This is a genomic window from Mycobacterium sp. 1165178.9, assembly GCF_001673555.1.
In the GTDB taxonomy this organism is placed as follows: Bacteria; Actinomycetota; Actinomycetes; order Mycobacteriales; family Mycobacteriaceae; genus Mycobacterium.
The window spans coordinates 1-13,230 of sequence record NZ_LZMB01000408.1; the positions used below are offsets into that span (position 1 = coordinate 1).

Genomic DNA, 13,230 nt, shown 5'->3' on the forward strand with positions numbered 1-13,230 from the left:
GCCGTGCTCGCCCGCGCGCGGCCCGATGTCCACGATCCAGTCGGCGTGCGCGATCGTGTCCTCGTCGTGCTCGACGACGATCAGTGTGTTGCCCAAACCCCTTAGCCGCGTGAGGGTTTCGATGAGTCGACGGTTATCACGCTGATGCAGCCCGATGGACGGCTCGTCGAGCACGACGAGGACACGATCGCGCACGCCGACTGGATCGTCGACATCGGGCCGCGCGCCGGCGAGCACGGCGGCGAGATCGTGCACAGCGGCACCTACAGCGAGCTGTTGGCGAACGAGGATTCGATCACCGGCGCCTACCTGTCAGGCAAGGAACGCATCGAGATGCCGGAGAAGCGGCGTCCGGTCGACCGCAAGCGTCAGCTGACCGTCGTCGGCGCCCGCGAGCACAATCTGCGGGGCATCGACGTCTCTTTCCCGCTCGGCGTGCTCACCTCGGTGACCGGGGTGTCCGGATCCGGCAAGTCGACGCTGGTCAACGACATCCTGGCCGCGGTGCTGGCCAACCGGCTCAACGGCGCCCGCCAAGTCCCCGGCCGCCACACCCGGGTCACCGGGCTGGATCACCTGGACAAGCTGGTGCGGGTGGATCAGTCACCGATCGGTCGCACGCCGCGATCGAACCCGGCCACCTACACCGGGGTGTTCGACAAGATTCGCACCCTGTTCGCCGCCACCACCGAAGCCAAAGTCCGTGGCTATCAACCGGGCCGCTTCTCGTTCAACGTCAAGGGCGGCCGCTGCGAAGCGTGCACCGGCGACGGCACCATCAAAATCGAGATGAACTTCCTGCCCGACGTGTACGTGCCGTGCGAGGTCTGTCATGGCGCTCGGTACAACCGGGAAACCCTGGAGGTGCACTACAAGGGCAAGACCATCTCCGAAGTGCTGGACATGTCCATCGAGGAAGCGGCGGAGTTCTTCGAGCCGATCACCGGCATCCACCGCTATCTGCGCACCCTGGTGGACGTCGGGCTGGGATATGTGCGCCTCGGCCAGCCCGCGCCCACGCTGTCCGGCGGCGAGGCGCAGCGCGTCAAACTGGCCGCGGAACTTCAGAAGCGCTCGACCGGGCGCACCGTGTACATCCTCGACGAGCCCACCACCGGCCTGCATTTCGACGACATCCGCAAGCTGCTGAAGGTCATCAACGGCCTGGTCGACAAAGGCAATACGGTCATCGTGATCGAACACAACCTGGACGTGATCAAGACCTCGGACTGGATCGTGGACATGGGGCCAGAAGGCGGCGCCGAGGGCGGAACCGTTGTCGCAGAAGGTACTCCGGAGGACGTCGCGGCGGTACCGGAGAGCTACACCGGGAAGTTCCTCGCCGAGGTGATCGGCCGTAACCCGACGCCATCCAGTGCGCCGCCACGATCGAGCCGGCGTCGCAAAGTCACCGCCTGAGTACGGATCAACTCTCCTCGGGGCGCATCGACTCCCGAATCTGGGCCAGCCGCTCGGCCGCCGCGCGTTGGCGTTCCTCGTACTGTTCGTCGACCGATCGGCCCTCGGGTGATTCCGCGCCGAGTTCGGTGGCGCCTTGCGCGGTCGCGTAGCGGGCCTCGATCTGGTCGCGCACCGACTCGAAGGTCGGCACACCGGCGTCGTCGTATTCCGGGCCGGGCCCGGAGGAGCTGGAAGCGGATTCTTCGTCGGGCATGCCGTCACGCTAGCGCGCCTGGCGCTCCAAATACCGAACCATCTGTTGCCAGTACACCAGCGTCAGTGCCATCTGTACCCCGACGGCGATCAGCGCCGGCCGCAGCCGATGCCGTCGCGCGGCGAAGAGTGCGCCCAACGCGGCCGCCGACGCCGCCGCACTGACTACCATCGTCGCGTCGCGGGGCCGACGGCTGATCCACAGCTCTTCGCCCAGCATCGCGCGCGTCGACCATGCGTGCTGATGCGCGGGCTTGCCGAAAACCACCGGATTGATGGTCAGCCACAGCGCAATCCACATCGCATGCGCCCATCGACGCGTCCAGACCGGGACCAGAATCAGCGGTGTGCTCACCCATCGGGTCCAAGCGCTCCACGGATGACAGTGCCGAGCGAAGATCGCACGCCGAACGCGCGCGACGGACAACGCGGGCACTATCGCTTGGCGGGGTTGGAGTGCTCGGCCGGGACGACCACCGGTGTGCCGGCGGAGGGCGCGGACGCGGCGGGCAACGGCGTCCGCGGGATCCCTGGAGTGCCCAGCTCCCCGGCGAGCCAGGGCAGCGAAGTCGCGAACACGCGGTCCGCGAACGGCCAGTCGTGCTTGCCGGGCTGCGGCACCACCGCGCAGTCGATTCCGTTGAAGCGGCCGAGCGCACAGAGCGAATAGGCCGCCGCGGTCTGATTGCCCGGATTGGCGGCCGCGGCGCGGCCGGCGACGCGGATGGCGCCGCTGTCGGTCAGCTGGAGGTCGCGCCGTGGGGCGGGCGGTCCGTCGGACGAAATCGCGAACCAGCCGGCCACATCGCGGTAGGGCCCATGCCGGTTGATCACCGTGGTCGGATCGAAAGCCGCCCAGGCGTCGGTGTTTCCGCCGAACAGCCTGGCGATGGTTTGGGCCTTATTGCCGGCGTTGGGGAAGAAATCGCCGGCGACGTCGACGAACGCGCTGAACAAATCGGGGTGCATGACGGTCAGATCCACGGCGCACGTCCCGCCCATCGACCAGCCGGCGACGCCCCAGTTGGTTCGGCTCGGGCTGACACCAAAAGTCGAGATCATAAACGGCACAACATCTTTGGTCAGATGGTCGGCGGCGTTGCCGCGAACACCGTTGACGCATTCGGTGTCGTTGTTGAACGCGCCGCCGGAATCCACGAACACCAGCACCGGCGCCTTGCCGTTGTGCGCGGCGGCGAAGTCGTCGATCGTCTTGACCGCGTTGCCCGCACGCGTCCAGTCCGCCGGCGTGTTGAACTGCCCGCCGATCATCATCACGGTCGGCAGCGGCGGAGGCGGGGTGGTCGCGAACCACTCGGGCGGCAGGTAGACCAGCTCGCCCCGGTGTTTGAAGTGCGATCCGTCCGAGGGGATCGCCACCGGCACCACGGTGCCGTGCGGCGGCCGGATTCGGCTGGCGGCCATGGCGGTAACCGTGGCCTGATCGGTCTGATCGGGCAGCGGGCCCGATGTCAGCTGGCTCCAGGCCGATTGCACGGTGGGGAAGTAGCCCACCCAGAGGTTGAGCATCAGCGACGTGCTGAGCAGGCACAGGGGCACGGCCAGCACCGCGGCGCCACGCCGCCACCGGCGCGCCGTGCGCCATCCCAGGACCATCACCGCCGCGGCCATGCCCGTCAGCGTGATCCATATCCACAGCGCCGCGGGGGCGGGGTCATCGGAAAGCCCGCGGTCGGCGATGTACCAGTGCGTCAGGTAGGCGGCGACCCCGCCGACCAGCGCGGCCGTCGGCATCCACACCGTGCGCCAGCGGCGCGACCGCCAGCCAACCGCCGACGTCAGCACCACCGCGGCGAGCACCTGGATCGTTGTCGGCACCCAGCCATGCATCAGCGAGGTGTGGCTACTTGCCAGGAACTGCGCGGCCGCGCTGTCCATCGGAGTTGTCACGTGACTCATTGTGATCTATCGGTAACCTGCCCGGAACATATTTGCCGAATGTTCGTTTTGGGCTTTCTGGGTGGTTCAAAGCCTCCGCTAATGCGGCTTGGCCAGCGGAAATGGCAACGTCTCGCGGATGCTGCGGCCCGTTATGAGCATGACGAGCCGATCGATGCCCATCCCCAACCCGCCGGTGGGAGGCATCGCGTATTCCATCGCCTGCAGGAAGTCTTCGTCGAGCTCCATCGCCTCGGGATCGCCGCCGGCAGCTAACAGCGACTGCTCCTGCAGGCGGCGCCGCTGCTCGACGGGATCGGTGAGCTCGCTGTAGGCGGTGGCCAACTCCACACCCCACGCCACCAGGTCCCAACGCTCGGCGACGCCCGGTTCGGTGCGGTGCGGCCGCGTCAGCGGGGACACCGATGTGGGGAAGTCGATGTAGAACGTGGGCTCCTCGGTCCGGTGCTCGACCAGGTGCTCGTACAGTTCCAGCACCAACGCGCCGGCATCCCACTGCGCCCGATAGGGGACGTGCACGGCGTCGGAGAGCTTGCGCAGGACGGACAGCGACGTCGCGGGGTCGATGCGCTCGCCGAGCGCTTCGGACACGGCGTCATGGACGGTCTTGACCGCCCACACACCGGAGATGTCGACCGGTTCCAGCCGCCCGTCGTTCCCGCGCCGCATCACGACCTGTTCGCCGTGCGCGGCCTGGGCGGCGTTCTGGATGAGCTCGCGGCATCCGTCGATCCACACCTTGTAGTCGGCGTGGGCCTGGTAGGCCTCCAGCAGGGTGAATTCCGGGTTGTGGCTGAAGTCGACACCCTCGTTGCGGAAGGCTCGGCCCAGCTCGAAGACGCGCTCCACGCCGCCGACACACAGCCGCTTCAGGTAGAGCTCCGGCGCGATGCGCAGAAACAGGTCCAGGTCGTAGGTGTTGATGTGCGTGACGAAGGGCCGGGCGGTGGCTCCGCCGTGGATCTGCTGCAGGATTGGGGTCTCGACCTCGATGAAGTCCTTGGCGAACAGCGTCTGCCTGACCGAGCGCAACACCTCGCTGCGCGCCTTGATCAACTCACGCGACTCGGGATTGACGGCCAGGTCGACGTAGCGGGTCCGCACCCGCGCCTCCGGGTCGGTCAGCCCCTTCCACTTGTTCGGCAACGGCCGCAGGCACTTACCGATCATCCGCCAGTCGGCGACGATGAGCGAGCGGCTTCCCTTCTTGGAAAAGCCCATGTGCCCGGACACCTCGACCAGGTCGCCCAGGTCGATGGCCGCGGTGAAGTCGGCGGTCCTTCCCCGCTGCAGCTGCGAATTATCCAGCAGCACTTGCATTTCCCCCGACCAGTCGCGCAGCTGGGCGAACAGCACCCCGCCGTAGTCGCGGATCCGCAAAATCCTGCCTGAGACGGTGATGTCGTCGTGGTCGTCTGCCTCGAGCGCGTTGGCGACGGTGTGGCTGGGCGGAGCTCCGACCGGGTACGCGTCGACCCCTTCGCGCTGCAATATCTTCAGCTTGGCCAGCCGCACTCGAACCTGTTCGGGCAGGCGAGACCTGGATTCCTCCTCGTCGGCGGACTCGCGGCGCTCCCGCAGCCCGCTGACGTCCGGGGCGCTGCCGTCGTGATGCAGGAGTCCGGATTCCGCCAATCGCGCCGGGACGGCGGGGTAATGGCCGGTGTGCGTCTTGCGACGGCCGAACGGCAACACCAGGAATCCCTCGGCGAGCGCCGAAGCAACGCCGACCCGCGGAATCAGGCGGGCGTCCTCGTAACAGGCGTAGCGCGGCACCCACTCCGGCTGGTACTTCATGTTCGAGCGGTACAGGGTTTCCAGCTGCCACCACCGCGAGAAGAAGAGCAAAAGTCCCCGCCACAGCCGGGCGACGGGACCGGCACCGAGCTGAGCGCCCTGTTCGAACGCCGAGCGGAACATCGCGAAGTTCAGTGAAATGCGGGTGATGCCAAGCGCTTCGGCGCCCAGCGCCAGGTCGCTGACCATCAGCTCGATGGTGCCGTTGGGGGATTGCGGCGAACGGCGCATCAAGTCCAGGGATACGCCGGTGGTGCCCCACGGAACCAGCGACAGCATCGCCACGACGTCGCCGTCGCGGTCCAGCGCTTCGACCAGCAGGCAGTCCCCGTCGGCGGGGTCGCCGAGCCGGCCCAGGGCCATGGAGAAGCCCCGCTCGGTCTGGGTGTCCCGCCAGGCGTCGGCGCGGGCGATGATCTCGGCCATCGCATCAGCGGCGATGTCGCGGTGTCGGCGGATGCGCACGGTCAACCCGGCCCGGCGGGCCCGGGTCACGGCCTGACGCACCGCGCGCATGTCGGGGCCGGACAGCTTGAAATCGGAGGTCCGCAGGATGGCTTCGTCGCCGAGTTCGAGCGCGTTCAGACCGCCTTCCCGAAACGCCTTCGCCCCCTGGGTGCTGGCGCCCATCACACCGGGGGCCCAGCCGTAGGTCTGGCACAGACCCAGCCAGGCGTCGACGGCCTGCGGCCAGGCCCTGGGATCACCGATCGGGTCGCCGCTGGCCAGGCAGACGCCGATCTCGACCCGGTAGGTGATAGCGGCCCGCCCGCTCTGGGCGAAGACCACCGACTTGTCGCGGCGGGTGGCGAAGTAGCCCAGCGAGTCGTTCTTGCCGTAGAGCTCGAGCAGCCCGCGGATCGCCGACTCGTCCTCACCCGTGAGCGCGTTCTCCGCGCGCTGGGATTGGAAGAGCACGATCGTCGCCAAGATCAGCGCCAGCGCACCGAACAACCCGAAGATCGCGTTGAGAAACACGTGCGGCCGTCCGGTGAACAGGTCCGGATCCGCCAGCGCGAACCCGACCACCCGGTTTGCCACATACGGTAGGCGGTCAGGGCGGGCGAGGGTCCCCGGAAACATCTCGACCAGACCCCAGGACAGCAGGATCCCCACCACGTCGCCGGCGACCAGCACCGCGGCCGCCTTGACCAAGGCGCCCTTGCGGACCTTGGCCCAGAACTCCCGGTAGGCCAGCACCAGCAGGACGATCGCCACGATATGTACGGCGAACCCGAGGTTCTCGCCGAAGATCTCGGCGGCGGTGTTGTCACCCGCGGCGATGTCGAGGGCGTTCAGCGCCGCGGCCAGAATCATGTTGGCCAGCAACAGCACCCAGGCGATGCGCTTACGCGCGGTGAGGGCCGCGGCCAGCAAGGCCAGGATGAACGACCACGCGATGCTGGTGTCCGGGAAGTTGAACAGATAGTCGTTGATGAACTCGCGCGGGACCTTGATCAGGTACCTGATCAGGGGGGAAACGCTGCCCAGCAGTGACACCGTGGCGATGACGCCCACGGTCCACCCAGCCGCCGCCGGCACCCAGCGATACCGCGAGTTCGACCGGCCGCCGGATCCCACACGCGGCCCCGAACGAGGAGATGCGAGTGTCACAGACCGCGAGGATATGCGTTCAATCCGTGAAAAGCTTGTCTAACCGCTAAGTGTGGCGGGCACTAGTTGGACATGCTTTCGGGCCCGGTGGCGGCCCGTTCCGGTCAGGCCGTCCGGCCGAAGTGCTAAAAGGCACCTCAAGGCTGCTAAGCTAGCGCCTGCGACCATCCCGGCGAATGCCAGGAACAGTTAAGTGGAGTCCCACTCCCACCGCGAGCCGACGAAATCCCTGACGGATCTTCCAAGGTTCGGCGGTCCGGTCACAGGCATCGCGGATGCCTGTTCCGCGGGCAACGCGGGCGGCTCGAGTACTCCAGCCGTGATCGGTCGGCATTGGGCCCTGCTTGTGCAGGGCTTTTTTGCTAGTGGTGTGGTGTCTCCGCCGCTGATTCCCGGACCGACCGAGGCGGTCGTCACCGCAGGAGAGAAGCCCAACAAGGGAGGCCCCATCAGCACTGAGACCCGCGTCAACGAGCGCATTCGCGTACCTGAAGTCCGACTGATCGGCCCAGGGGGAGAGCAGGTAGGCATAGTGCGCATCGAAGACGCACTGCGCGTCGCTGCGGACGCCGATCTCGACCTCGTCGAAGTTGCCCCTAATGCCAGGCCACCGGTCTGCAAAATCATGGACTACGGCAAGTTCAAATACGAAGCGGCGCAGAAGGCGCGCGAATCCCGCCGGAACCAGCAGCAGACCGTCGTCAAAGAACAAAAGCTGCGACCGAAAATCGACGATCACGACTACGAGACCAAAAAGGGTCACGTCATCCGCTTCCTGGAAGCGGGATCGAAGGTGAAGGTCACCATCATGTTCCGCGGACGTGAGCAGTCGCGGCCCGAGTTGGGCTATCGGTTGCTCCAGCGCCTGGGGGCGGACGTGGCCGAATACGGTTTCGTAGAGACGTCCGCCAAGCAGGACGGCCGCAACATGACGATGGTGCTGGCACCGCATCGCGGCGCGAAGACGCGCGCCAAGGCGCGGCATCCGGAAGGACCCGGGGCCGGCCCGGCATCGGACGATGCGGCCGCCGAAGCCGATCCTTCGTCGAACTGACCCACGCGAGACTCCGAGAGCTCGAGTACTTCATAGAACAGAGGAAACATGCCCAAAGCCAAGACCCACAGCGGGGCGTCAAAGCGGTTCCGGCGCACCGGAACCGGCAAGATCGTGCGCCAGCAGGCCAACCGTCGGCATCTGCTCGAGCACAAGCCGACCAAGCGGACCCGCCGCCTCGACGGCCGAACGACGGTGTCGGCCAACGACACCAAGCGTGTTAACAGCCTGCTGAACGGCTGACCACCACGCCGGCCAGACCCGCATCGCCAGCTGGCACGGCGACCCGACCAACTAATTTTTGAACGAGAGTAGGAACATCCAATGGCACGCGTGAAGCGGGCGGTCAACGCCCACAAGAAGAGGCGCAGCATCCTGAAGGCCTCGAAGGGCTATCGCGGCCAGCGATCCCGGCTCTACCGCAAGGCCAAAGAGCAGCAGCTTCATTCACTGAACTACGCCTACCGCGACCGTCGTGCGCGCAAGGGTGAGTTCCGCAAGCTGTGGATCTCGCGGATCAACGCGGCGGCGCGCGCCAATGACATCACCTACAACCGGCTGATCCAGGGTCTCAAGGCCGCCGGCGTGGAAGTGGACCGTAAGAACCTGTCCGACATCGCGATCGCCGACCCGGCCGCCTTCACGGCGCTGGTCGACATCGCGCGGGCGGCACTGCCCGAGGATGTCAACGCTCCCTCGGATTCGGGAGAAGCGGCCTAGCTCCGCCCGGGCCGGCCAGGTGCTGACCGAACGTTCGGCCAGGGTCGCCGCGGCGGTCAAGTTGCACCGCCACGCCGGCCGCCGGCGGGCCGGCCTATTCCTCGCCGAAGGCCCCAACCTCGTGGAGGCCGCCGCCCGCCGCGGGTTGGTTCGCGACGTCTTCGTCACCGAAGCCGCTCGGCAGCGTCATGCGTCGCTGCTGGCGACTTTGGATTCCGCGCGATGCCCCGTGCACCCGGTCACCGAGCGCGCGGCGAAAGCGTTGTCCGACACCGTCACCCCGGCCGGGCTCGTCGCCGTGTGCGAAACGCCGGCGACCCGCCTTCAGGACGCGCTGGCCGACTCGCCCCGCCTGGTCGCGGTCGCCGTCGCAATCAGCGAGCCGGGTAACGCCGGCACCCTGATTCGCCTCGCCGACGCGATGGGCGCAGCCGGCGTGATCCTCGGCGGCCACAGCGTCGACCCGTACAACGGCAAGTGCCTGCGCGCGTCGGCCGGCAGCATTTTCTCGCTCCCGGTCGTCGTCGCGCCCGACACGCTCGCCGCCCTCGACGCGTTGCGTGCCGCGGGCCTGCAGCTGCTCGCCACCACCGTGGACGGTGAGACGCGGCTCGACGAGGCCAACGAACTGCTCGGCGAACCGACGGCGTGGCTGTTCGGTCCCGAATCGCAGGGTCTGCCAACCGAAATCGCGGCGGCCGCCGACCACCGGATGCGCATCCCTATGGCCGGCGGCGCGGAGAGCCTGAATGTGGGCTCGGCCGCGGCCATCTGTCTGTATCAGAGCTCGCGGGCACTGGGCCTGCCTACGCGGCCTTAACCGGCCGTTTCGGCCGGCCCCGTCCGGCGCGCAGGCCGGCCAGCGACAGCGTCGTATGCACCAGGGATCCGGCGCGTTCCATCAAAGCCCGGGCGGGTTGCAGCGCGGGGTCGAGTGGCGACCTGGGCGGCGGGGGGAAGTAATGCATCGGCAGCCCTCGGCGGTCGCGCGGCGGCGCCATGAATGGCGGCGCCTCGACCAGCGGGGCGTCGCTGGGCAGCCGTCCCTCGGCCCGGCGATAGGCGGCGAGCGCGCGCGGGTGCAGCCGGATCTCGTCGGGCACCGCCAGGAAAGCCAGCTCGATCAGCTTGCCGAAGATGCGCAGCAGGATCTCGTCGCCGGGCGTCCAGCGCATGCCTGCCTTCTCGCGCACCGCCGGTTCGAAGAGCCCGGCCGCGATCCAGCGCTGACCGGCGACCAGCGGCTTGAACATTTGGTCCCAGATCGGCGTGGGGATCAGGACGAACTTCGGCTTCGGGATGCGTATCTCGAAGATGTCCAGTGTCGCCTGGTTGATCTCCAGCTCCTCGCGGCAGACCCGGTCCCAGTACTCCTGGAATTCCTCCCACGACTCGGGCACCGGCCGCATGCTGATCCCGTACATCCGGTACCACTGCACGTGCTCGGCGAACAACTGCCGCTTCTCGGCCTCGGTCAGGCCGCCGCAGAAGTACTCGGCCACCTTGACGATCAGCATGAAAAACGTGGCGTGCGCCCAGTAGAAGGTCTCCGGATTGAGCGCGTGATAGCGCCGCCCGGCGGCGTCGGTCCCCTTGATGGTGTGGTGGTAGTTGGTGATCTGGCGGCCGGTCTGGGATGCCCGGTCGCCGTCGTAGACCACGCCCATGATGGGGTAGACGGACCGGGCCACCCGCTGCAACGGCTCCCGCAGCAGGATCGAATGCTCTTCGACGGCCGCGCCGAGTTCCGGGTACATGTTCTGGATCGCCCCGATCCAGACCCCCATCATCCCGGTGCGCAGATCGCCAAAGTACTTCCAGGTCAGGGAATCTGGGCCGAGCGGATCAGCGGATTCCGACCCGAAATTCACAGTGCCAGTCATCGCGGCCTCCTGCTCCAGTTGCGCTCACGATAACTTTGACAACGCGCGTTGTCTACGATTTCGCGGATGTGTCCACTCGGGTGTTACCGAGCTTCCACATCGGTGTGGCGCCACCGTGATCAGGCGGTTTGATGCGAGATGTGACACATAGGCCCGACCCGTACGGGACCGTCGTTGCCTGCCTGGAACGAAAGCAAATAATCTGGCCGGGTGGAACTCGCGCGGCGCGATCTTGACCCGGGTGAGCCCGAAGAGACCCAGGCGCAATCCGCTCCGCAACGCTCTCCGGTGCACAGCGCGACTCAATGGCTGCACAGCCGCAACCGCAGCCCCGGTGCGGTTGCGTTCATCCGGCGTGCGCGCCGGCTGCTGCCCGGGGACCCCGAATTCGGCGATCCGCTGTCCACGGCGGGCGACGGCGGTCCGCGCGCCGCGGCGCGCGCGGCCGATCGGCTACTGGGGGACGGCGATGCGGTATCCCGCGAGGTCAGCCTTGGTGTGCTGCAGCTGTGGCAGGCGCTGACCGAGGGCGTCGCGCGCCGGCCGGCCAACCCGGAGGTGACGCTGGTCTTCACCGATCTGGTCGGCTTCTCCACCTGGTCCCTGCAGGCCGGTGACGATGCGGCACTGGCGCTGCTCCGGCAGGTGGCGCGGGCCGTCGAGCCACCGCTGCTCGACGCGGGCGGACACATCGTCAAACGAATGGGCGACGGCCTCATGGCGGTATTCGGGGATCCGACGGTCGCCCTGCGCGCCGTGCTGGCCGCCAAGAAGGCGCTGAAATCGGTCGAAGTGGCCGGTCATACTCCCCGGATGCGGGTCGGAATCCACACCGGGCGACCGCAGCGGCTGGCCGCGGACTGGCTCGGTGTCGATGTGAACATCGCCGCACGAGTTATGGAAAGAGCCACCAAGGGTGGAATCATGGTGTCGAGTTCAACGTTGGACCTCATACCGCAAAGCGAGTTAGACGCGTTGGGCGTCGAGGCCAAACGCACGAGGAAGCCGGTCTTCGCCCCGAAGCCCGCCGGCATCCCCGACGATTTGGCGATATATCGCCTCAAGACTCTTAAGGAGTTGTCAGGCCCTGATGACACGGACGAAGCAAAATCGCAGCCATAATGGATGCCAATGTTAGGGGGCATCGTGTCCCGGCTCGCCCGGGTGCAATTCACGCTCGTGTACGCGGCGCTGTTGCTTGCCATCAGTTCCGCCATCCTGGCGCTCGGCCCGCACGCGCATGACGTCATCGTTCAGCGCGCCAGCACCAACGTGCACAACCTGGCCCACGGCCACCTGGGCACGCTGCTGGGCAGTGCGCTGGTGGTCGACGCCGGCCCGCTCTACTTCTGGCTGCCCTTCCTGACCTGTCTGCTGGCGCTCGCCGAGCTGCACTTGCGCACGATTCGGCTGGTGGTGGCCTTCGTCGTCGGCCACATCGGCGCGACGCTGCTGGTGGCCGCCGCGCTGGCCGCGTCGGTCGAGTTCGGCTGGTTGCCCTGGTCGATCACCCGGGCCAGCGACGTCGGGATGAGCTACGGCGCCCTGGCCGTGCTCGGCGCGATGACGGCCGTGATTCCCGCGCGCTGGCGGGCCGCCTGGGTCGGCTGGTGGGTGTCGGCGGGCATCGTTTCGGCGATCGTCGGCGGGGATTTCACCGACGCCGGTCACACCGTCGCCGTGATCCTCGGCGTGCTGGTCTCTGCCCGGTTCCGGCAGCCGATCCACTGGACGCCGGCGCGTTACCTGATGCTGGCGGCGTCCTCGGGCTTCGGCTTCCTGATGCTGGCCCACCACTGGGGGACCCTGGCGGCGACACCGGTGTTCGGCCTCGTCGGCGCCTTCATCGCCTACCAGGTAGCGAAGCGGGCCGGCGGCCGACGCCTGACGGCCTCGCGGCTCGACGTTGACGACACGTCGGCCGGTCCGCAGCCGGCCATCGCCCGCTAAAGCCAGTTCCCAGTTGGCCGCCGCACTCGGCGGCCAACGGCGGCTCAACTGCCGAGCGCCCGCCGGGCACCCCGCGTCGAATCACTATGATCAGCACTTGCTGCGGGGCAACTTGCAGCCAGCCAACAGCCAAGGAGAGTGTCGCCGCGTGGGTGATCAACCCGTCGACCTGTCGCCGGAAGCCCTGGCCCGAGCGGTCAGCGCGGCCCGGGAGGCCTTCACGCGGGCAGGCGATCTCGACACACTCGCGCGCGTCAAAACCGAGCACCTCGGTGACCGTTCACCGCTGGCCCTGGCGCGCCAGGCGCTGGGCGGCATCTCGAAGGACGAGCGTGCCGACGCCGGCAAGCGGGTCAACGCCGCCCGAACCGAAGCCCAGCACGCTTACGACGAGCGACTCGCTGTCCTGCGCGCCGAACGCGACGCCGCGGTGCTGGTCGCCGAAGGCATCGACGTCACACTGCCCTCGACGCGGCAGCCGATCGGCGCCCGCCACCCGATCACGATCCTGGCCGAGCACATCGCCGACACCTTCATCGCCATGGGCTGGGAGCTCGCGGAGGGCCCCGAGGTCGAGACCGAGCAGTTCAACTTCGACGCGCTCAACTTCCCGGCCGA

11 protein-coding genes and 2 pseudogenes are annotated in these 13,230 nt (G+C 67.6%); 8 read left to right on the top strand and 5 right to left on the bottom strand.

Translation table 11 applies throughout. The features are described 5' to 3' along the window. Positions 1-162 precede the first annotated feature (162 nt). Positions 163-1,419, top strand: a pseudogene (locus A5652_RS17830) (excinuclease ABC subunit A); the annotation flags it as partial. A gap of 7 nt (positions 1,420-1,426) precedes the next feature. Here the strand turns inward: A5652_RS17830 and A5652_RS17835 are convergent. The 4 genes from A5652_RS17835 to lysX all read right to left on the bottom strand — a co-directional run bounded on the left by A5652_RS17835 (position 1,427) and on the right by lysX (position 7,005). Then, positions 1,427-1,675 (bottom strand): hypothetical protein, encoded by a 249-nt coding sequence (locus tag A5652_RS17835; protein WP_067354248.1) that lies wholly within the window; start codon positions 1,673-1,675, stop codon positions 1,427-1,429. Positions 1,676-1,684: 9 nt separating this feature from the next. Continuing rightward, a complete protein-coding gene (locus A5652_RS17840; protein WP_369805821.1) occupies positions 1,685-2,110 on the bottom strand; it encodes a DUF6653 family protein in 426 nt (141 codons plus the stop codon). Continuing rightward, the gene (locus tag A5652_RS17845) at positions 2,110-3,594 is read right to left on the bottom strand and encodes an alpha/beta hydrolase family protein (RefSeq protein WP_197514000.1); all 1,485 of its coding nucleotides are present in this window, start codon (positions 3,592-3,594) and stop codon (positions 2,110-2,112) included. Before A5652_RS17845 ends, A5652_RS17840 begins: the two co-directional genes overlap by 1 nt. 78 nt (positions 3,595-3,672) lie before the next feature. Then, positions 3,673-7,005 (bottom strand): bifunctional lysylphosphatidylglycerol synthetase/lysine--tRNA ligase LysX, encoded by a 3,333-nt coding sequence (gene lysX / locus A5652_RS17850; protein WP_082983973.1) that lies wholly within the window; start codon positions 7,003-7,005, stop codon positions 3,673-3,675. Between the two features lie 448 nt (positions 7,006-7,453). Between lysX and infC the strand changes: the two genes are divergently transcribed. From infC to A5652_RS17870, 4 genes are all read left to right on the top strand, one after another. Beyond that, on the top strand, positions 7,454-8,059 hold the full coding sequence (gene infC, locus A5652_RS17855; protein ID WP_067354275.1) for a translation initiation factor IF-3: 606 nt from the start codon (positions 7,454-7,456) through the stop codon (positions 8,057-8,059). Between the two features lie 48 nt (positions 8,060-8,107). After that, on the top strand, positions 8,108-8,302 hold the full coding sequence (gene rpmI, locus A5652_RS17860; protein WP_066882282.1) for a 50S ribosomal protein L35: 195 nt from the start codon (positions 8,108-8,110) through the stop codon (positions 8,300-8,302). An 81-nt stretch (positions 8,303-8,383) separates the two neighbouring features. Beyond that, a complete protein-coding gene (gene rplT / locus A5652_RS17865; protein WP_007776071.1) occupies positions 8,384-8,779 on the top strand; it encodes a 50S ribosomal protein L20 in 396 nt (131 codons plus the stop codon). A gap of 19 nt (positions 8,780-8,798) precedes the next feature. Beyond that, positions 8,799-9,599 carry an RNA methyltransferase gene (locus A5652_RS17870; protein ID WP_067354255.1) on the top strand — a complete coding sequence of 267 codons (801 nt, stop codon included), beginning with the start codon at positions 8,799-8,801 and terminating at the stop codon, positions 9,597-9,599. Here the strand turns inward: A5652_RS17870 and A5652_RS17875 are convergent. Next, the gene (locus A5652_RS17875; RefSeq protein ID WP_067354258.1) at positions 9,586-10,662 is read right to left on the bottom strand and encodes an oxygenase MpaB family protein; all 1,077 of its coding nucleotides are present in this window, start codon (positions 10,660-10,662) and stop codon (positions 9,586-9,588) included. The two genes, A5652_RS17870 and A5652_RS17875, sit on opposite strands and share 14 nt — an antisense overlap. 210 nt (positions 10,663-10,872) lie before the next feature. On the opposite strand from A5652_RS17875, the gene A5652_RS17880 reads away from it, so the two are divergent. The 3 genes and pseudogenes from A5652_RS17880 to A5652_RS17890 form a co-directional block, all read left to right on the top strand. Then, entirely contained in the window at positions 10,873-11,784 is a 912-nt protein-coding gene (locus A5652_RS17880; protein ID WP_067354261.1) for an adenylate/guanylate cyclase domain-containing protein, read from the top strand. Between the two features lie 9 nt (positions 11,785-11,793). Then, the gene (locus tag A5652_RS17885) at positions 11,794-12,612 is read left to right on the top strand and encodes a rhomboid-like protein (RefSeq protein WP_067354265.1); all 819 of its coding nucleotides are present in this window, start codon (positions 11,794-11,796) and stop codon (positions 12,610-12,612) included. A gap of 148 nt (positions 12,613-12,760) precedes the next feature. After that, positions 12,761-13,230: pseudogene (locus A5652_RS17890) on the top strand (phenylalanine--tRNA ligase subunit alpha); the annotation flags it as partial.